Raw genomic sequence first — 20,072 nt, 5'->3', positions numbered from 1 at the left:
CCGGCCCGGTCGAGATCGGACGCGGTGGGGCCGCTGCGGAGAACCTTTTCGGCGACCTGCGAAGTACGGGTCCAGGGCCTTGCCGGCAGACCCCTTCGGGGGCCGCGGAAGGACCTCGTCGACGAGGCGTCGCGGCCCCGGGAAAACGGGCGCGGCCCGGGAACGTTCGCTCCCCGGCCGCGGCCCCCGTCACCGACGGGACACCCTCACGTCGTGCCGTACTCCGAGTTCAGTATGGCCAGTTGGAGATCCTGGAGCGGGGCACCGGGTTCGATCCCGACCTCGTTCACGAGGCGCACGCGCAGGCCGCGCAGCACCCCGAGAGCCTCAGCCCGACGGCCACCGAGCGCGAGCGCCCGCACGTACTGATGGTGCAGGCCCTCATGGAGCTCATGCTCCCGGGTGACGGCGGCGAGCTGGGTGACGGCCCTTTGATGCAGACCGGCCCCGATGTGCGCCTCAGCCCGCATCGCTATGGCGTCGAGCCGGCACTCCTCGAAGAGCCGCCGTTTCGAATCGAGCACGGGCCCGAGAGGCACATCCGCCAACGCGTCCCCGCGCCACAACTCCAAGGCCGTGTCCAGCAGTCGAATGCCCTCCGCCGTGTCTCCTTCCGCCAGGCATTTACTGCCGAGCTGTGTCAGCCGCTGGAAATCCAGCCAGTCGAGCTGGAACTGGGCGCCTTTCAAGACGTACCCGCCCGACCGGGTCGCCAGCACCTCCTGGGAGATACTCGCCGCCGGACGTCCGCTCACTCGCGCCAGTAGTTTTCGACAATTCAATATGTAGGTTTGCAGGGTGCGCAGCGCGGTTGCGGGCGGCTGCTCCGGCCACAGCTCACGCACCAGAACCTGGACCGGGACCACCTGGTCGGCATGGACCAGCAACATGGCCAGGACCATACGGATCTTCGGCGCGACCGCAACGGTTTCGACCGACCCGTCCACACCGACGTGCAGTGCTCCCAGAACCCTGCCCTGCACACGGGGTTGAGCACTCTGGACCTCGGGGACCTCCCGCGCGACATGAAAAGCAAAGCCGGGTTCGGTCACGTACTCCGATCGGTACACCTATCCCCCATCGCTCAAATCCGGTCACCAATTACCAACAAAAGGCGAGATGAATTGACTGAGGCGATCTCAATGTAACAGCATTCTTTTGCTCCACCAGAACCACTTCCGGCAGACCTGGCCGTAAACGGTCGAAACATTTGCGTCGACCGGGTTTCCTCTCTGTGCAACTGAGGAGCTTCCTCAGTTGCACAGGCGCCCGCACCCCACCGCGTTCAAGCGACGCCCGGCCATCACCACCATCGCGAGCTGTGATTCAACGATTCCTTCGACCGTTTCTTGAACGCCCCCTGTGACGCTACAAGCACCCCACCGAAACCCATCTCCGCCGGTGCCATATCACCCGCAGAAGGAGCACTCGATGGCGCGTGCACTATTGACCGGCAGATCGATACGTTCCGCCAGGCTGTCCGGTCACGAGGACGGGCGACTGCTTCTCGTCCCCCTGGACCACTCGGTGTCCGACGGCCCCATCGCCACGGCCGCGGGCTTCGACGACCTGATCCGCGACATCGTGGCCGGCGGCGCGGACGGCGTCGTCGTGCACAAGGGACGGGCCCGGCTGCTCGCCCCCCACCTCTTCGTCAGCTGCTCACTGGTCGTACACCTCAGCGCCAGCACCTCGCTCGGCCCGGACAGCAACGCCAAGGTCCTCGTCGGGGACGTCGAGGAGGCGGTCCGGCTGGGCGCGGACGCGGTCAGCGTCCATGTGAACATCGGCTCCGACACCGAGCCCGAACAACTGGCCGCCCTGGGCACGGTGGCGGCGGCCTGTGAGCGGTGGAGCATGCCACTGCTCGCCATGGTCTATCCGCGGGGCCCGCGGCTGACCGGCCCCGCCTCCCCCGAGCAGGTGGCCCACGTGGTCAATGTGGCCGCCGACCTCGGCGCCGACCTGGTGAAGACGGTCTTCGTGGGCCCGCCGGACCGCATGGCCGATGTGGTCGCCGCCTCACCGGTACCGATCCTGGTCGCCGGCGGTCCGGGCGGCGAGCAGAGCCTGACCGACTTCGCCCGTACGGCGCTGGCCACTGGTTGCCAGGGCCTCGCGGTGGGGCGGCGCGTCTTCTCGTCCCCGGCCCCCGGCCAACTGGTACGGGACATCGCGGACATCGTGCACGGTCCGACCCCGGTCCCCGTTTCCCTCCCTTCCCGAGACATGGCAGGTGTGATGTGAAGCTCAGCTGGATCGACATCCGCAACGTCGGCTCCGCGAAGGACGCCATCCTCCAGGAGGCGATCCACGCACGCGTGGACGGCATCCTCGCCTCGGCGCCCGAGGATCTGGAGCATCTGCCGCCGACCGTGAAAAAGATCCTGTTCCCCCAGGACCGTCCGCTGCCGGAGGACTTCGGCACCGCCGACGTCGTCGTGGTCGACCCGGCCAAGCACGGGGATCCCGCCGAGCTGGCCGGGCGACACCAGGGCGTCGAGTTCGGTCGGTATGTGGAGATCACGGATGCCGCGACCCTGGAGGACGCCTGCCGGTCGGGCCGCACCGACAAGTGGAGTCTGCTGTACTTCCGCGACCCCACGAAGATCCCGCTGGAGATCGTGATCGCCGCGGCGGCCGGGGCGAAGGGCAGTCTGATAACCGTCGCCCAGGACGTCGAGGAAGCGGAGATCATCTTCGGCGTACTGGAACTCGGTTCGGACGGAGTGCTCATGGCACCGGCTCGCGTGGGCGACGCCACGGCACTCAAGCAGGCGGCCGAGACCGGCGTCCCCGACCTGGAGCTCGCCGAACTCGAGATCACCGCCACCGCCCATGTGGGCATGGGCGAGCGAGCCTGTGTGGACACCGCCACCTACTTCCGCGAGGACGAGGGCATCCTCGTCGGCTCGCACTCCAAGGGCATGATCCTCTGCGTCAGTGAGACCCATCCGCTGCCGTACATGCCCACGCGGCCGTTCCGCGTCAACGCCGGGGCGATCCACTCGTACACACTGGCCAAGGACCAACGCACCAGCTACCTGAGCGAGTTGCAGGCGGGGAGCAAGGTCACGGCCGTGGACATCCACGGCAGGACCCGACTCGTGACGGTCGGCCGCGTCAAGATCGAGTCCCGTCCCCTGCTGTCCATCGACGCCATCGGGCCCGACGGCCGCACCGCCAACCTGATCCTCCAGGACGACTGGCATGTGCGGGTCCTCGGCCCGGGCGGCACGGTGCTCAACAGCACCGAACTCAAACCGGGCGACAAGGTCCTCGGCCATCTGCCCACGGAGGACCGGCACGTGGGCTACCCCATCAATGAGTTCTGTCTGGAGAAGTGACCTCCTCCCCGGCCGGGCGACCACCGCGGTCCCCGGCCGGGTGCGTGCGTCTGGACAAACTCCTGGGCGATCACCCCGACACCGACGCGAGGAAGCCACAGGGAGGGTGACTCATGCTCGGCGGCACACGCATTTCCCTTCATCCCGCGGACTCTCCAGCGGGCTCCGGACCGGTACGGCGGCGACGGACGGCCTTCGAGCTGCAAGGGCTGGCCCTCCGGTTCGTCATGATCATCGGGGACCGGCGGCTGGCCGAGGCCCAGCACGTCCTGTGCGACCAGGACACCGTGGTGGTGGACTTCCCCGAGACATCCGTCCGCATCGGCCTGTGCCGGCTGCTGCCCGGCTCGGACGGTGGCATCGTGCTCGACTGCCGAGTCGACTACCGCCCTGGGGCCGACGTCCCGCGTGCGGCCCCATCTGTCTCGTGGCAGCGGATACTCACCGGCCGGCCGGGCTCCCTGCATCAGCGGGAGGCGCTGCTGCGGGAAGTCGTGGCGGCCAGGAGCCGCGCCCCCGGTCGAGCCGTCGCCCGCCCCGCACTGGCCTCGCTGCGCTATCTGGCGGCGGCTGTCTGAAGCCGTGCCCATGGCCTGTCGCCCGGATCGTGCCGATCCGGGCGACAGGCCATGGGCATCGCGGTGACCGCGGGAGAAGGGGCTACTTCTCGACGGGGTCCTCGAAGCGGAGCACCCCGGGTACGGCCAGGCACAGCAGGCTCGACACGGCGACGACGGCGCCTCCGACGATGAGCGTGCCGGTCATCCCCAGCACGGCGACCGTGGGCCCGACGAGCGCGAACCCGAGGGGCAGCAGGGCGTACGCGCCGAGCTGATCCAACGCGAAGACCTTGCCGAGGAGTTCGTCGGGAAAGGCCCGCTGCAACGCGGACACCCAGTACACGAAGAACAGCTCCACCACGAAGCCGCCCAGCGCGAAGCAGAGCATCACGACGGGCAGCGGGAACGGCGCGGCCAGACTCAGCGGCAGCAGGGCGTACCCGGTCAGCCCCAGCATCGAAACGGCGCCCCGTGCCCTGGGCTGCCAGCGCCCGGCCAGCGCGATGGCCGGGAGGGCGCCGATTCCCATGGCGGCCAGCACAGCGCCGTACGCCACGTCGCCGCCGAAGTCGCGGCGCGCCACAATCGGCAGGAGGGTGAGCGCGGTCGCGGATCCGGCGAAGAGGTGCAGACACACCGTTCCCATGACGGTCAGCACCCAGGGGCGCCGTCGAATAGCCCGGAGCCCGGCGGCGGCCTCACCGAGCGCGGAGGTGCGGGAAGCCGTCATGGGTCTGGTGTCCGAGACACGCCAGACGCAGAGCGCGGCCAGCGCGAACACCGCGCTGGTCACCAGCAGGGCGGGCCGTACGCCGATCAGGGTCACCGCGGTCACCCCGACGAGCGCACCGCAGACGGCCGCTCCTCGCTGCGCCGCGGACACCAGGGCGTTGCCGCGCTCCAGCAGGGCATCGGGCAGCAGATTCGGCAGCAGGGATCGCGACGCCGGCCGGGACAGGGCCTCGCCTGCGCCGACCAGGGCGGTGACCAGGGGCAGCAGACCGAGCGGCAGCCAGGCGAGGAGGAGCGCGGTCGCGAGCAGGATGACGGCGCGGAACCCGTCGGCGGCGATGAGGATACGGGTGCGGCGCAACCGGTCCGCGATCACACCGCCGATCAGCAGACACACCACCAGGGCCACGGCCCGGCCCGCCAGCACCAGGCCGACCTGACCCGCGCCGCCTCCCTCGTGGAGGACGTACAGACTGAGCGCCACCGGGAACACCTGGTCTCCGACGGCGCCGCTGGCCTGCCCCGCCCACATCCGCAGGAACTGCGGATGGTCCCTCAGGTTCCCACCCGGCGAAGGGGGCTGCCCCTCGCCCTCGCGATCTCTCGGTTTCCCAGCGGGCGACGGGGGTTGCCCCTCGCCCTCGTCGATACGGCCGGGTGCGGTGGTGTCGTCCGTCATCAGTCGTCGGGATCGCTTTCTCTACTCGGTGAGCCGTCCGGCCGCGCGGTGTGCGACGCGGCCGCACCTTGAGGGGTGGCAGAGGGAGGCAGCAGCAGACCGATGTCGACCAGTGCCGCGGCCACCTTTCGCGCGTTGTCCTCTCCCAGTGCCGCGGTGAGCCCCGCCATGTCCGCGGCCCGATCCCGGCACAGCGCCGCCAGGAAGGGCGACACCGCGGCGGGCAGCCGCACGCGCCGGCCTCCCACCGAGAGCTGAACGCCATCCTTCACAGCAGCCGTGTGAAAGTACACGCCCGCCCGAAGCCGGTGAACACCCTGTGGGCAGACATCGCCGCTCACCGGAAGGATCGGCACGGGCTCGGGAGTCTGCTCCCGGAACGCGGTTTTCCGCAGCGACCACATCACGTCGTCGGGGTCGACGTCGGCCGCCAGCGCCGCCAGCCGTTCACCGGCCTCCTTGAGCAGACTCCGGGTCAGCGCGGCATCCTCGACCAGCCGGTCCGTCTCGACGCCGACGCGCATCCAGTCGACGTCGGCGGCCCGCCGTACGAGTTCGGTGAGCACGTCGTGGCGGGTGATGGTGGAGACGGCGACGGTGAGATGGATGGACAACGTGTCCAGCGCCATCGGTGAGTGCATCGTGCCCCGGGGCAGATAGAGGCTGTCGCCGGTCCGCAGCACCAGATCCGCGAGTGGCTCGCTGGCCGCGCGCATCTCCTCCCGTCGCCGGTCCGGTACGTCGAACCAGGCGTGGGCGGACAACGGGTCGCGCAGGGGCGGTGTGCGCAGCAGCCACCGCTTGTCCCCCGCTATCTGCAGGACGATCACGTCCTGGACGTCGAAGTGCAGGTCCACCCCCTGGGACCCCGGGGGTGTGACGAACGCGTTGACCTTGACGGGGTGGCCGATCTCGGCGGCGAGTTCATGTGCGAAGCGCCGGATCGGCGGATGGAAGCGGTGCAGGGAACGCACGATGAGGGTCTGTCCGGCGGCGAGCCCGGCACGGATGCCGTCGGTGCTGGGGAACGGCGCGGCTCCGGGGGCGTCACCGGACTCGGGGACTCGGTCCCGGGCGACATCGCGTTCCACACCGTCACGCACCAGTCGCAGCGACGAGGTGCGCAACCCGCCCGAAACCAGCTCCTCCAGGGCTTCGGGCGAGAACAGGCCGGTGAAGTCGTCGGCCAGTTCGGCGGCCTTGGTGTGGAGGTACCTGTGGCCGAACACCGACGAACGGAACTCGTCGGGCGGCAGTGCGACACAGCGCTTCAAACTCATGGCCTACTCCTGCGGCAGAAGGCCCGGGGCAGCAGACGGACCGCTGTGAACCGCTGGGTCACCGCACCGCTCCCGGGCGGGGAAAGGCGAAGTCGGCCGGGAGCAGCGAGGCGGGCCCCTCCGGTACCCCCGCGGCCAACAGATAGACGGCGAACTCCTCGTCGGGGTCGACGCCGAGGAACCGCTCCAGCCGACTGTCGGCGAAAGCGACGGTCTGAAAGGGGCCGAGGCCCAGGGCCGTGGCGGTCAGGGCGAAGGTCTGGCCGTAGTGGCCGGCGTCGTACATCCACAGGCGATAGGCGCGCGGATGACGGTACTTCCAGGCCAGACGGTTGGCCACGGCCGTCGTGACGACAGTGAACGCGCCCTGGTACGAGGCTTCCTGATAGTAGGTCAGCTCAGCCAGTCGCTCCCGGTCCGCATCGGCGTCCAGGAGTTCCAGCGCGTGGCGCACCACCGAATAGTGGTACAGGCCGGGCGGTACCCCGATGACGTTGTGGACGACGATGTACGCCTCCACTTCGTGACGCCCGCCCGCCGAGGCGCTCACCCGGCACTGCTGCACCCCGAAGTCGCCGCCGTCGATGAACCGGTGCGGCGCGAAGCTGTGGAAGAGCAGCGTGCCGAGCTGATCGAGGGAGACGGCCGTGTCGGCGAAGCGGCGATGGGTGCGCCGTCCGGCGAAGACGTCGTCGACGGACGTCGACAGAGGCAGGGGCCGGCGGGGCAACGGCACGACGGGGTGGTCCGGGTACTCCTTGAACGCGGGTGGCGCGTCGCTCTCGGCCAGAATCGCGTCCGCCTCGTCGGCCCGCCGGGGTGAGTCGACGAGATAATCGGCGTCCCGCGCCTCGAGGTGGAAGCGCCGTGCCAGCCCGCCCCAGCGCTGCCACAAGGGAGGCATCCGAGCGGCTTCGTCCACGGGGGTGAGAACCCCGAGTTCGAGCAGGGCGGTGACCGCGTGGCGCACCTTCGCCTCGTGTTCCGTACCGAAGGCGCCCGCCAGTTCGTCCAGGTCGATTCCGTCCCCGGCCCTGTCCAGCACCTTGCGCAGATCGGCCGAGAGCCTGACCCACTGTGCCCGCCCGGGGAGTCCGACTTCGAGCCCCTCGGGAGGCCACCGCAGGACCAGGTGTTCGGGACGGCGGACCTTCATTCACGTCTCCCTCTCAGCAGCCGCGCTCTCGCTTGTGGTCCGGCCGTGATGCCCGAGGCATCACGGCCGGACTTACCGTTCGTCCTTACCGGACGATCAGGTGGACGGGTGGTGCAGCAGCACCTGGCCGTCCTCGACGATCTCGATGTCGAGCTCCATTTCTGTCACCTCCTCTTGCTGAATAGCATTTGTCCGACCGTCGGCGAGAAGAGAAAAGAAGTCCGTTCGCAGCCTGGACAGCTATTCGCTCCGCCGACGCATTTGACATTAGACGCAGCCTTTTGGGCCCCGCAAGCACCCCAACAATTCCTGGCTGAAAATACGGCGACCACTGGACCGAAGCAGGAAGAAAACACAGGTGAGGGCCGGTATCAGCACACGGCAGCCATAGCCCTACGGTTCCGGAATCAGTCTCCACCGAACCATGAAACAGGTCTTGAGCGGTTCTCGACAGGCCACCACTAGGATGCCCGAATCAACAATCAAGAAGAATCCTCACTCACCCGCCTTCAGCATTCCTCGGGTGCGGGTGATTACGTTCTCAGGCGCGGGCGATTTCACTCTCGGACCCGCTTGCCCCACCCTCGTACACGGGCGTTCCGCCCCCGACCCACCGCGATACGCGATGGCCGATTTCGGACCGGACCGGGGACTTGCGGCGACAGCGCCGATATGCATTCACCGGGACCGATGGACTACAGGCCGGGCTCCCGTCGGGCACGCCCGGTTTCACAGTCGCCGCGCCCTACTCGAAGGTCGGCTGGAACGCCTCCGACACCCGGGAGCTGTCCTTCTCCGACGTACGGGTCCCCGCGGAGAACCTCCTCGGCGAACTCGGCCGTGGCTACGCCCAGTTCCTGCGCATCCTCGACGAGGGCCGCATCGCCATCTCGGCCCTCGCCACGGGCCTCGCCCAGGGCTGCGTGGACGAGTCGGTGAAGTACGCGAAGGAACGTCACGCCTTCGGCCGCCCGATCGGCGCCAACCAGGCCATCCAGTTCAAGATCGCCGACATGGAGATGAAGGCCCACACGGCTCGACTGGCTTGGCGGGACGCGGCCTCACGCCTGGTCTCCGGCGAACCCTTCAAGAAGGAGGCGGCCCTGGCGAAGCTGTACTCCTCGACGATCGCCGTGGACAACGCCCGCGACGCCACCCAGATCCACGGCGGCTACGGCTTCATGAACGAGTACCCCGTGGCCCGCATGTGGCGCGACTCGAAGATCCTGGAGATCGGGGAGGGGACGAGTGAGGTACAACGCATGCTGATCGCGAGGGAGTTGGGACTGGCGGGCTGATCTCCGGTCTCCCTGGCGTCAGGGGAGCAGCAGTCGTTCGAAATGGGCCGGTGGTCTGCGCCCGACGAGCGGGCCGAGTTCGGCCCGCGAGCCCGTGTCACCGGCGAGGACGCCGCCCAGGAGGCTGCCGGTGTCGTGCTGGAGGAACACCTTCGCGTAGCGGGTGGTGTCCTCGGCGAAGACGATCTCGACAGCCCGGCCCGCCGCGGGATCGGTGGTGCCGAAGGTGGCCACGTGCACCCCGAGGAGTTTCAGCTCCGTAGAGGTGTCGGGGACACCGACGGCTTCGACGGGGTGGCCCGCGAGCCGACGGGCCACCGTGTCTGCCATGCGGTAGCCGGGGGCCACGAGACCGTGGCAGCGCCCTTGGACGGCGGCGCACTCCCCGACGGCCCAGATGCGTTCGTCGGTGGTGCGGCAGTACTCGTCCACGACGATGCCACCGCGATCGCCGCGCTCCAGGCCGAGGGCGGCGGCGAGTTCGTCCCGGGGGCGGACGCCCGCGGCGAAGACCAGCAGAGCGCAGTCCAGGACCGTGCCGTCGGTGAGCCTGACGGCGCCTACCGTGCCCTCGGGGTGGGCCTCGATCGAGGCGACGGCGGTTCGGCAGCGCAGGTCGAGGCCGAGCTCCGTGGCGCCGCGGTGGAGCACCCGGGCCGCCCCGGCATCGAGTTGGGTCGGCATGGGATGCGGCGCGCTCTCCACGACATGGGGGCGCATCCCCAGCCGGCTCAGGCCGTGGGCGGCTTCGAGGCCGAGGAGCCCGCCGCCGACCACGACGGCCGGGAGACCGCGACGGGCGGCGCGCCTGATCCCGTCGAGGTCGTCAAAGGTCCGGTAGACGAAGCAGTGCCCCGCGTCCCGGCCCGGAACGGGCGGCACGAAGGGGCGCGAGCCGGTGGCCAGGACCAGCGCGTCGTACGGGACGTGCTCGCCGTGGGCCGTGAGGACCGTACGCGCGCCCCGGTCGGCGGAGACCGCGGGGCATGCGAGGCGGAGATCGACCCGGGGGTCGTCGAGAAAGGCCCGGTCGGCGAGAGCGAGGTCGTTCCTCGTCCGGCCGGTCAGATACGAGGACAGCGCCATACGGTTGTAGGCGGGATGGGCTTCCTCGGCCAGGACGACGAACCGCCAGTCGCCGGAGGTATCCAGGGAGCGCAGCCGGTCGACGAGCCGGTGGCCCACCATGCCGTGTCCGACGACCACGAGGGTGCGGGTCACCGGGCCCGCTCCGGTGCCGGCCGGGCCTCGTGCTCCCAGTCGTCGCACAGTCGCGCCACCAGCGGCCCGCATCCGCCGCAGCCCGTGGTGGCCCGGGTCGCCCCCGCCAGCGCCGTGACGGTGCGCGCCCCCGACTGCCATGCCTTCACCAGGGCCGGCCGCCGGACGTTGTTGCACAGGCAGACCAAGGCGTCCTCGTCCGTCTCGGAACCGACCGGTGCGGGCCGTGCCGGTGGGCCGAGGAGCAGCCCCAGCAGGTCGGAGGGGACCGGTCGGCCGTACCGATGGGCGATGCCGAGTGCGGCGATGGCCTCCGGCACGCCGAACAGCACTGCGGCGACGAGGTGTTCGTCGCGCAGGGCGAGGCGTGCGTGGCGCCGGTTCGCCTGGTCGGTGAGCGTGACCGTGCGGGCGCCGGGGCGGTCGAAGTCGGCCGGGTCGCCGACACAGGACACGTCCGCGAAACGGGTGCGCAGCCGGAAGACGGTCGGAGTCGGCCGGTGGACGGTCGCGTGCCCGGTGAGGATCGCCGCCAGGGCGTCCGCCTGCGCCCAGGCCGTGTCGACGCCGCCCGGGGCCCGGCCGTTGAGTTCGGCGCAGTCCCCCAGGGCGTGGATGTGGGGGTCGCTGGTGCGCAGCCGATCGTCGACCACGATCCCGGTGCGTACCCGCAGACCGGCCGCTCGGGCGAGCCGTACGTCTGGGGCGGCGCCGGTGCACAGGACGAGTGTGTCGGCGCGCAGATTGGTTCCGTCGTCGAGGAGCACCCGGTCGGGGGTGCGGCGCACCACGGTGCGCCCCCCGAGCATGGTCACCCCCGCCTGCTCCAGCGTCTCGGTGAGCAGGGCGGCGCAGGTCTCGCCGAGCCGCTCGTGCAGCGGGTGGGGGTGGGCGCAGATCAGCGTGGTGTCGGTCCCTCGGGCCGCGAGGGCACTCGCGGTCTCCACACCGAGCGGCCCGCCACCGAGCACGACCACGGTCTCACCGGTGATCCGCGCGCAGTCCGAAGCCGTACGCAGGGTGGTCACCCCCGCCGCGAGGTGCCCGTCGCCGCCGGTCGCGCCGACGATGTCCGGGACGACGGGGCGGGCTCCCGTGGCGAGAACCAGGGTGTCGTAGGAGTGGACGGTCTCGGTCCCGCCTTGGCGGGCCCGCACTTCGTGCCGTGCCCGGTCGATGCCCGTCACCACCGTGCCGGTGCTCACCCTCGTGTCCGGCAAGGGCGGCAGGCGCACCGCTTCGGCGGGGAGCCGGCCGGCGACGACGTCGGTCAACAGCGGGCGGTGGTGGGCGGGTTCGGCGCCGAGGACGGTGAGGGGGCCGGTGTGGCCGTGCCCACGCAGGCGCTCGGCGAGGCGGTGCGCGGCCGGTCCGTCGCCGACGACGAGGATGCCGCTCACGGCGTCGCCTCGGGCACCGCGTCGAGTCGTACGGCGCTCACCTTGAACTCGGGCATACCGCTGCGCGGGTCCAGGGCGGGGTGGGTGAACAGGTTGGCGCGGCCGTCGCCGGGAAAGTGGAAGGGGACGAAGAGGGTGTCCGGGCGCATGGTCGGGTCGAGACGTACCCGGGCGGTCATGCTGCCCCGTGCCGAGGTGACCCGGGCGAGGCCGTGGTCGGCCAGGCCCGAGCGGGCGGCGGTGTCGGGGTGGACCTCGATGAAGGGTTCGGGTGCCGCCGCGCTCAGCTCCGCGACCCGGCGAGTCTGCGCCCCGGACTGGTAGTGGGCCAGGACCCTGCCGGTGGTGCCGTGGAGCGGGTACGCGGGGCTGACCTTCTCGGCGGGACCACGCTGGTCGACGTCGGTGAAGCGGGCCCTGCCGTCGGGGTGTGCGAAGCGTTCCAGGAAGAGTCTGGGTGTGCCCGGATGGCGTTCCTCGGTGTCCGGGCAGGGCCAGTGCAGACATTCGCCGGTGTCCAGCCGCTCGTAGGAGATGCCGGAGTAGTCGGCCTTCCCGCCCCGGGAAGCCGCGCGCAGTTCCTCGAACACCTCGCGCGGGACGCTCGGATAGCGGCTCGGGGGTTCGCCCAGCCGCACGGCGAGGTCTCTCAGTACCAGCAGGTCGCTACGGACCTGCGGCGGTGGCGGCAGCAGGGCGCGGCGGCGTAGCAGTCGGCCCTCCAGGTTGGTCAGCGTGCCTTCCTCCTCGGCCCACTGGGTGACGGGCAGCACGACGTCGGCCATCCGTGCGGTCTCGGAGGGGACGAAGTCGGCCACCACGAGGAGGTCCAGGGACGCCAGCCGCTCGACCACGTGAGCGGCGTGCGGCGCCGAGACCGCGGGGTTCGACCCGAAGACCAGGAGGGCGCGGGGGCCGTGGTCGCCGCCCAGCGCGTCGAGGAGTTCGTAGGCGCTGCGCCCCGGGCCCGGAAGGTCGTCCGGCGCCACGCCCCAGACTCCGGCGACGTGGGCGCGCGCGGCGGCGTCGGTGAGGGGACGGTAGCCGGGCAGTTGGTCCGCCTTCTGCCCGTGCTCCCGGCCGCCCTGGCCGTTGCCCTGTCCCGTCAGGCACCCGTATCCGCCGCGCCCGGATCCCGGCAGGCCGAGGGCGAGGGCGAGGTTGATGAATCCGGCCGCCGTGTCGGTTCCCTGGCTGTGCTGCTCGACGCCCCGGCCCGTCAGCACGTAGGCGCTCCCGGCCCGTCCGAGCATCCGGACGGCCTCGCGCTGGGCGCTCGCCGGCACACCGGTGACGGACTCGACCCGCTCGGGCCACCACGCCATGGCCCGGCGTGCCGCCGCTTCGAAGCCGAGGGTGCGGCGCTGGACATAGTCCCGGTCGAGCAGCCCGTCCACGACGGCGATGTGCAGCAGGCCGAGCGCGAGGGCGAGGTCGGTGCCGGGAACGGGTTGCAGATGCAGTGTCGCGCGCCGTGCGGTGGCGGTGCGCCGGGGGTCGACGACGATCAGTTCGGCCCGGTCGAGGTGGTGCACCAGGGGCGGCATGGTCTCGGCGACGTTGGCGCCCGCCAGCAGCACGGTCCGCGCGTCGCGCAGGTCGCCGACAGGGAAGGGCAGCCCCCGGTCCACTCCGAACGCCGCGTTGCCCGCCGCAGCGGCGGACGACATGCAGAACCGGCCGTTGTAGTCGATCTGGCTGGTCCCGAGGGCGAGGCGGGCGAACTTCCCCAGCAGATACGCCTTCTCGTTGGTCAGGCAACCGCCGCCGAACACCGCCACCGCGTCCGGGCCGTGGCGGGCGCGCAGGGCACGCAGACGCTCGGCCACCAGATCCAGCGCGGTGTCCCAGGAGGTCTCCTCGAGCCGGCCGTCGGGTCCCCTGACCAGGGGGCGGACGAGCCGGTCGGGGGCGGTCAGCACGTCGGGGGCGGTCCAGCCCTTCTGGCAGAGCCTGCCCCGGTTCACCGGGAAGTCCGCCGGACGCGCCCGCACGCCGACCTCCCGGTCACCGTGCAGGCGCGTGCCGCACTGCAGCGCGCAGTACGGGCAGTGCGTGGACACCTCCGTGACGGGGGCCGGCGGTGTGGACGCGGTCTTCCCCGGTGTCGTCATCACGTCAGCTCGGTTCGGCGACCACGAGGTGGGTCTCCAGGGGCAGGCCGTGGACGGACTTCACCGTGAAGCCGGCCTTGTCGAGGAGCGTGCGGTACTGCGTCTCGTCCCGCTCCCGGCCGCCCCCGAGCACCACCAGCATGTGCATGTTGTAGCCCTGGGTCAGCGAGGAGCCGGTGCCGCGGGCCAGGATGCGTTCCAGGATCACCAGTCGGCCGCCGGGGGCCATCGCCCGACGGCAGTTGGTGAGGATCCGGTGACATGCCTCGTCGTCGAAGCAGTGCAGGATGCGGGAGAGGATGTACACGTCGCCGCCGGACGGGACCGACTCGAAGAAGTTCCCGGCGACCCGCTCGCACCGGTCCGCGTGGTCCGTGGCGATCGGGCGGTCCTTGGTCTCCTCGATCACATGGGGGGCGTCGAAGAGCACGGCACGCGGGCCCTCGTTCGCGTTGAGGATCTCGTTGAGGAGCGCCCCGTGGCCTCCGGCGACGTCCACGATCCGCTTCGCCCCGGAGAAGTCGTGGACACGGCTGACCTCGGAGAAGAAGAGCGTGCCCGCCACCATGGCCCGCTCGTACGTGAGCGAGACCTCGGGGTTCTGGTGCAGATACGAGAACAGGTCGGAGCCGTACACATGGGCGAAGGCCGAGCGGCCGGTGCGCAGCGAGTGGGAGAGCGCGCCCCACGCCGGGTAGAAGTGTGAGCCGTAGATGCGTACGTGATCGCGCATCGAGTCCTCGGCGTCGGTGCGCAGCAGCTCACCGACGGCGGTGAGCACGTAGCCGCTCGCCTCGTCGCCTTCGATCACGTCCAGGCTCTCCAGGAACAGCAGGAGTCTGCCCAGGGCGTCGGCGTCGGTCCGGGTCGCCAGGGACAGTTCGACGGTGCGGATACGGCCCGCGTTCGCGATGGCGTCGACGATGCCCGACTCGGTGGCGAGGTAGACGGCCTGGGTCTTCCAGAACCCGGCCATGAGCTCGAACAGCCGTCGTCCCGCCGTGGTGTCCTTCATGGTCACGCCCCCACCGTGTCGTCCGTCACCGGGTCCGTCCCGATGGGCCGCAGCCGTCCTTCGCGAAGCAGTCGGATCAGCTCGGGTCGCTGGACCTTCCGGGTCGAGGTGCGCGGCAGGTCCTCGAACCGGAACTGCTGGAAGTCGCTCATCGAGGGCAGGTCGAAGGTCGCCCGCCGCCAGCGCTTCTCGTCGAGCGGCGCCTCTCCCCGGGTGGCCACCACCGGGATCGGCTCGCCCTGCGGACCGGCCACGATCACGATCTCGCGCAGCTCCTCCAGACGGCTCATCAGGAGGTCCTCGACCGCGACTGTCCACGGTGTCGATGCGGTTCACCTCGCGGTCCATCAGGTGCAGCAGGCCCCAGCGGCTGCGGTAGCCCATGTCGCCGACCCGCCACCAGCCGTCGTGCACCTGGCTCTCGAACCGTTCGTCCTCGCCGAGATAGGTGAGGATCCGCGTACGGCTGCGTACTTCGAGGTGGCCGGTCCGTCCCGAGCCGACCCGCCGGCCGTCGTCGTCGACGACACGCATGGAGATGAAGCCGGGCAACGGCAGTCCGACACAGCGGCCGTCCGCCTTGTGGGCGGTCTGACGTGTGTACCAGCGGCCGGCCATGGGGCCGATCTCCGACTGGCCGTAGAACTGGACGAAGACCGGACGCTTGTGTCGTGAGGCGGCGAGCATGCGCTGGATGGTGCGCGGGTGCATCGCGTCGAACGTGGCGCCGAAGACCCGGACGCTGGAGAGGGGCGCCCCCGGTGCGGAGTCCAGCTCCTCCCAGTCGACATACGTGTTGGGGTGGGTCTCGATGTAACCGGGGCGGGTGCGGACGAACAGCGGACCGATGCGGTCCGGGTCCGGATCGACGGCGATCACCATCGGGTTGCCGTGGCTGAGGAACATGGCCAGCCCCTGATAGAAGCGGGAGTGCACGAACGTCATGCACAGGGCGGCCGTCTCCCGCCCCCGTATGGGCCAAGACACCACCCGCTGGGGCACGAGCCGGTGCCAGCCGGTCTCGGGGCAGTGCACGGCCAGTTTCGGGATGCCGGTCGTACCGGAGCTGTGGGTGATCAGCGACGGCTGGCGCGGGTGGAGGAACACCGGCTCGCGCCGGGGCGCGTCCGCGTGCTCGGCGAGCGCGGCCACCTCGACGGTCCGCCCGGACGACTTCGCGGCGAGGTCGGCGGGCGCGGTCCCGGCGGACAGCAGGACCTTGCGGACGTCGTCGGCCAGTTCGACCCCGCTCAGCTTCCCCGCGAGGTGTCGCCGTCGGTGAGCAGCCACGGCCGCTCCAGCCGGACGAGCAGTTCGCGCGCCACCGCGCCGTCCAGCGCCGGTGACAGCAGCGCGGGTACGGCGCCGATGCGGGCGGTAGCGCAGGCGAGCAGCGCGATGTCGAAGTTGTCCGTCTTGTACAGTTCCACGCGTTCGGTCGGCCTGACCCCGGCCGCCCACAGGCGCGCTGCCAACTCATCTATCTGGTCGGCCAGTTCACCGACCGTGAAGTGTGTGCCGCGGTCGGGGGCCCACTGCGGCGGGCGGTCGAGGGTGATCTGCGTGGTGGCGTCACGGCGCGCGGCCGCGTGGAAGATGTCGCCGATGTAGAAACCGTTCCCGCGCGTGACCCGGGACAACAACGTGTGCAGCACTGGCTCTCCTCGTGGGTGAGGGTCAGGAGCGAAGCGAGAGCTGGATGCCCGCACCCACGGCTCCGAACACCGGCGTCTGCTCGTAGAGCCGGACGTCCATGCCATGACGGTGCAGCAGCGTGGCGGTGACCAGGCCGGCGACGCCACCTCCCACGATGGCGATCTGTGTCTTCGACGGTGCCATGCGCATCCTCTCGACCAGATGGACGGAGTCCGGGCGACGCCGCGAAGGGCCGACTCGTCGCCCGGACGGCTGGGTGCCGTCAGCCTCGCAAACAGCTGTCGAGGTCACGTACGAACACCTGTCGAGGCCGAGCAGTAGGAACGCTCAACGCCGATGGCACAGGCACGAAAAGGGCAAGAGCCCACCCCGGGGGATTCGGGTGGACTCTTGCCGTTCAGGGGGCGGGCTCTCGCCCGTCGGAGGAAGGCGAGGTCGATACGGCCCGCGAAGCCCTCTGCGGTTCGGCAGCGCCCTGAAGGGGCGCGGGGCTGTGTACATTCGCGGCTCCGCCGCGTGGGCGCGACCGGCCACGACGGTGCCGCGGACGCGGGACGGCCCGTCGGCCCGTCGCGGCACTTCGCGCGGAGCGCTCAGCGCAGCGCCTGCGCCTTTTCGATCTGTCGCGGCGACAGCCGGGCGATGGGCCAGAGCATGAGGACGGTGAGGGCGGCGAGGAGGCCGAAGGCCGGCTGGTAGTCGCCGGTGGTGTCGCGCAGGGCGCCCACGACGACCGGTGCGAGTGCCGCGCATCCGTAGCCGACGAAGAACGCCATCGCGGCGAACCGCCCGGCCTGCGCGGCGTCACGGCTCGCCGAGACGGGCAGCGTCAGCACCAGTGTGAACAGTCCGCCGTGTCCGATGCCCATGGCGAGGACCCAGAGCCAGGTGCCGGTGCCCGGGCTGAAGCCGAAGCCCAGGAAGCCCACAGCGGTCAGCACGGTCGTCACCGCCAGCCCGAAGCGTTTGTCGGCGCGCTCGCCGAGCAGCGCGGGCACGCCCAGCATGGCGACGACCTGGATGGAGATCATCACGGTCAGCATGAAGCCGGCCCGGGCCTCGCTCAGTCCGCCGTCGTCGTGCAGCAGCGGTGCGATCCACGCCAACTCGCAGTAGTAGAGGGCGGAGTTGCCGGCGGAGATCGCGGTGATCCGCCAGGCCAGCGCGGAGCCCCAGGGCAGACCGGTGGTGGCCGGGCCCTTGGGACCGTCGATGTCGGCGAGGCGCAGTTGCCCCTTCGCGGCCGTCCACAGCACCATGCCCGCGACGGCGAGGATCGCCCAGGGCGCCAGGGCCCCGGGCCAGGAGTCGATCGCGTCGGCCAGCGGCGCGCTGGCACCGGCGGCGACCGCGCCGCCCAGGCCGAGCCCCGCCGTGTAGATCCCGGTGACCAGTCCGGCGCGGTCGGCGAAGCGGGTCTTGACGACGGCCGGCAGCAGGGTCTGGGAGATCGCGATACCGGTGCCCACGACGGCGGCGCAGCACAGTTGCAGCCAGGTGGCCCCGCCCAGGCCGCGGGCCGCGGTCGCCAGGGCGACGACGGTCAGCCCGAGCAGCACACCGCGCTGCAGCCCCCACCTGCGGCCCACCGAGGCGGCCAGCGGCGCGCCCAGGCCCATGGCCAGGGTCGGGATGGTGGTCAGCAGCGACACCGCGGTCGCCGAGAGGTCCAGATCCGCGCGAATCCGGTCCACCAGGGGGGAGACCGCGGCGATCGCGGGACGGAGGTTGGCCGCCGCCACGAACAGGGCGACGGCGGCTAAACCGAGCGCCGCGCGCCCCTGGCCGGGTGACGGAACGGCACCTTCCGAGCTGCGGCCAGGTGTCACGACAGCACCTGACGCGGGGCTTAAACGATCTTCAGTTTCGCTCATGACCTGCACCTTCGCTATCTCGGACATTTATCGTCCTTGTTTATACCAGAATCCCGGACACTGAATGTCGGAGATTGCTACCCTGGCGGTCATGAAGCTGTCCAACGGAGTCGAGTGGGCACTGCACTGCTGTGTCTCACTCGGCCAGAGCCACGCGCCCGTGCCGGCCGCCCGACTCGCGAAGCTGCACGGCATCCCGCCCGCCTATCTCGCCAAGCATCTGCAGTCGCTCTCCCAGGCCGGAATCCTGCGGTCCACACCTGGGCCGGTCGGGGGGTACTCCTTCGCCCAGTCGCCCACGCAGGTCTCCGTCCTCGACGTCGTCCTGGCGATCGACGGCCCGGAGCCGGCGTTCCGCTGTACCGAGATCCGCAGGCAGGGCCCGCTCGGGCTGAGCCCCGAGAAGTGCCAAAAGCCCTGCGCCGTGTCGCGGGCCATGGCCGCCGCCGACGCGGCGTGGCGGGCGGCGCTCAAGGGCATCACGATCGCCGACCTCGCCCGGGACATCGACGCCGACAGCGCCGGGACGGCCATGGGGTCGGTCCGGCAATGGCTGGCCGGTACGGGATAGCCCCGCCCGGACCGTCCCGCGCCGCCCCCTTACTGGATGTCCCCGGAGGTGCACTGAGCAATGAGCCCTGATGAGTGCCACGTGCGCGCGCTCGGCTCCGAACTGTCCGCCGTGGAATCGGTACCGATCGGCCGTCTGCTGCCGGCCGACTCCCCTCGCCAGTGGGGCGAGGACGACGAACACGTCCGGCTGCTCGCCCAGTCGGACGCACCGCTGCCCCCGATCATCGTGCACCGACCGTCCATGCGCGTCATCGACGGCATGCACCGGCTGCTGGCCGCCCGTCGGCACGGCGCGCGCGAGATCCGGGTGCGATTCTTCGACGGCCCGCCGGAGGACGCCTTCGTCCTCGCGGTCAAGGCCAACGTCAGGCACGGACTGCCGCTGTCCGCGGCCGAGCGCACCGCCGCCGCGACCCGCATCATCCGCTCCCACCCGGACTGGTCCGACCGCGCGATCGCCTCCGTCACCAGCCTCTCGGCGAAGACGGTCGGCGCCCAACGCCTCAGGATCTTCGGCAGTCCCGGCCGGTCGGCACGGGTCGGCAAGGACGGCAGGGTCCGTCCACTCACAGCCGCCGAGGGGCGCAGGATCGCGGCCCGCCTCATCGCCGAGGAGCCCTCGGCGTCCCTGCGCAGCATCGCCAAGAGGGCGGGCATCGCCCCGGGGACGGTCCGCGACGTACGGGTCCGACTGGAGCGCGGCGAGGACCCCGTGCCGTCCAGACCCGCCGCCGCGACCGCGGGGCCCACGGCAGCCGTACCGCGGCCGCCGCACCCCGTCGCCCCGCCGCATCCGGCCTTCGGCCCCGACACGGCGCGTATGTCGGCCGAGACCCGCGAGGCGATGTTCCGCAGTCTGTGCCGGGATCCGTCCCTGCGCATGACCGAGACCGGGCGTCTGCTGCTGCGCATGATGGAGATCCACATGGCGGCGGACCACCGGCACATCGCGGCGGCGGTGCCGGCGCACTGCGCGGACTCGATCTCCGCGATGGCCACGGCCTGCGCGGAGGTCTGGCAGGAGCTGGCCGTCCTGATCAAGGCGTCCGCCCACCCCTCGGCCCTGCCCACCGTGCCCCGGCGGAGCACCGCCTCCGCCGTCTAGGCCCGGACTTCGCAGGTCACCCGATCGTGAAGATCAAGCGGTCGTAGCTGATCGCCAGCCGA

General features: G+C 70.9%; 16 protein-coding genes and 1 pseudogene. 6 read left to right on the top strand and 11 right to left on the bottom strand.

The annotated features are described in order from the left end of the window. Positions 1 to 206: 206 nt before the first annotated feature. A complete protein-coding gene (locus tag F3T56_RS43120; RefSeq protein WP_246204636.1) occupies positions 207 to 1,052 on the bottom strand; it encodes an AfsR/SARP family transcriptional regulator in 846 nt (281 codons plus the stop codon). Between the two features lie 379 nt (positions 1,053 to 1,431). Between F3T56_RS43120 and F3T56_RS43115 the strand changes: the two genes are divergently transcribed. The 3 genes from F3T56_RS43115 (at position 1,432) to F3T56_RS43105 (ending at position 3,925) form a co-directional block, all read left to right on the top strand. After that, complete coding sequence (locus F3T56_RS43115; RefSeq protein WP_149830937.1) at positions 1,432 to 2,247, top strand: 2-amino-3,7-dideoxy-D-threo-hept-6-ulosonate synthase; 816 nt, start codon at positions 1,432 to 1,434, stop codon at positions 2,245 to 2,247. After that, positions 2,244 to 3,347, top strand: a complete 1,104-nt coding sequence (locus F3T56_RS43110) for a 3-dehydroquinate synthase II family protein (protein WP_149830936.1) — start codon at positions 2,244 to 2,246, stop codon at positions 3,345 to 3,347. The genes F3T56_RS43115 and F3T56_RS43110 overlap by 4 nt, the downstream gene beginning before the upstream one ends. Before the next feature lie 113 nt (positions 3,348 to 3,460). Beyond that, positions 3,461 to 3,925, top strand: a complete 465-nt coding sequence (locus F3T56_RS43105) for a hypothetical protein (protein ID WP_149830935.1) — start codon at positions 3,461 to 3,463, stop codon at positions 3,923 to 3,925. A gap of 82 nt (positions 3,926 to 4,007) precedes the next feature. On the opposite strand, the gene F3T56_RS43100 is transcribed toward F3T56_RS43105, so the two are convergent. From F3T56_RS43100 to F3T56_RS43090, 3 genes are read right to left on the bottom strand one after another with little or no spacing between them, the layout of a single operon-like run. After that, positions 4,008 to 5,318 carry an MFS transporter gene (locus F3T56_RS43100; protein ID WP_149830934.1) on the bottom strand — a complete coding sequence of 437 codons (1,311 nt, stop codon included), beginning with the start codon at positions 5,316 to 5,318 and terminating at the stop codon, positions 4,008 to 4,010. Beyond that, complete coding sequence (locus tag F3T56_RS43095) at positions 5,318 to 6,598, bottom strand: JmjC domain-containing protein (protein WP_149830933.1); 1,281 nt, start codon at positions 6,596 to 6,598, stop codon at positions 5,318 to 5,320. The genes F3T56_RS43100 and F3T56_RS43095 overlap by 1 nt, the downstream gene beginning before the upstream one ends. Before the next feature lie 58 nt (positions 6,599 to 6,656). After that, positions 6,657 to 7,754 carry a SagB/ThcOx family dehydrogenase gene (locus F3T56_RS43090; RefSeq protein ID WP_149830932.1) on the bottom strand — a complete coding sequence of 366 codons (1,098 nt, stop codon included), beginning with the start codon at positions 7,752 to 7,754 and terminating at the stop codon, positions 6,657 to 6,659. A 707-nt stretch (positions 7,755 to 8,461) separates the two neighbouring features. Here F3T56_RS43090 and F3T56_RS43085 point away from each other — a divergent pair. Further along, a pseudogene (locus F3T56_RS43085) lies at positions 8,462 to 9,052 on the top strand (acyl-CoA dehydrogenase family protein); the annotation flags it as partial. Between the two features lie 18 nt (positions 9,053 to 9,070). Here the strand turns inward: F3T56_RS43085 and F3T56_RS43080 are convergent. From F3T56_RS43080 to F3T56_RS43050, 7 genes are all read right to left on the bottom strand, one after another. Continuing rightward, entirely contained in the window at positions 9,071 to 10,273 is a 1,203-nt protein-coding gene (locus tag F3T56_RS43080) for an NAD(P)/FAD-dependent oxidoreductase (protein ID WP_149830931.1), read from the bottom strand. Further along, positions 10,270 to 11,673 carry an FAD-dependent oxidoreductase gene (locus F3T56_RS43075; protein ID WP_149830930.1) on the bottom strand — a complete coding sequence of 468 codons (1,404 nt, stop codon included), beginning with the start codon at positions 11,671 to 11,673 and terminating at the stop codon, positions 10,270 to 10,272. The genes F3T56_RS43080 and F3T56_RS43075 overlap by 4 nt, the downstream gene beginning before the upstream one ends. Beyond that, a complete protein-coding gene (locus F3T56_RS43070) occupies positions 11,670 to 13,787 on the bottom strand; it encodes a molybdopterin oxidoreductase family protein (protein ID WP_149830929.1) in 2,118 nt (705 codons plus the stop codon). Before F3T56_RS43070 ends, F3T56_RS43075 begins: the two co-directional genes overlap by 4 nt. 4 nt (positions 13,788 to 13,791) lie before the next feature. After that, entirely contained in the window at positions 13,792 to 16,092 is a 2,301-nt protein-coding gene (locus F3T56_RS48965; RefSeq protein ID WP_246204630.1) for a methyltransferase, read from the bottom strand. Then, entirely contained in the window at positions 16,053 to 16,457 is a 405-nt protein-coding gene (locus tag F3T56_RS48960) for an AMP-binding protein (RefSeq protein WP_246204627.1), read from the bottom strand. Before F3T56_RS48960 ends, F3T56_RS48965 begins: the two co-directional genes overlap by 40 nt. 22 nt (positions 16,458 to 16,479) lie before the next feature. After that, a complete protein-coding gene (locus F3T56_RS47255; RefSeq protein WP_246204622.1) occupies positions 16,480 to 16,641 on the bottom strand; it encodes an FAD-dependent oxidoreductase in 162 nt (53 codons plus the stop codon). A 410-nt stretch (positions 16,642 to 17,051) separates the two neighbouring features. Continuing rightward, positions 17,052 to 18,200, bottom strand: coding sequence for an MFS transporter (locus F3T56_RS43050; RefSeq protein ID WP_216373082.1), 1,149 nt, complete (start codon positions 18,198 to 18,200; stop codon positions 17,052 to 17,054). A gap of 223 nt (positions 18,201 to 18,423) precedes the next feature. Between F3T56_RS43050 and F3T56_RS43045 the strand changes: the two genes are divergently transcribed. Together F3T56_RS43045 and F3T56_RS43040 are read left to right on the top strand one after the other, a co-directional pair. Further along, complete coding sequence (locus F3T56_RS43045; RefSeq protein ID WP_149830927.1) at positions 18,424 to 18,903, top strand: RrF2 family transcriptional regulator; 480 nt, start codon at positions 18,424 to 18,426, stop codon at positions 18,901 to 18,903. Positions 18,904 to 18,963: 60 nt separating this feature from the next. Beyond that, complete coding sequence (locus tag F3T56_RS43040; protein WP_149830926.1) at positions 18,964 to 20,010, top strand: ParB/RepB/Spo0J family partition protein; 1,047 nt, start codon at positions 18,964 to 18,966, stop codon at positions 20,008 to 20,010. The last annotated feature ends 62 nt before the right edge of the window (positions 20,011 to 20,072 follow it).

The organism is Streptomyces tailanensis, assembly GCF_008386495.1.
Taxonomy (GTDB): domain Bacteria; phylum Actinomycetota; class Actinomycetes; order Streptomycetales; family Streptomycetaceae; genus Streptomyces; species Streptomyces tailanensis.
This window is presented reverse-complemented; position numbering and strand designations above follow the sequence as displayed.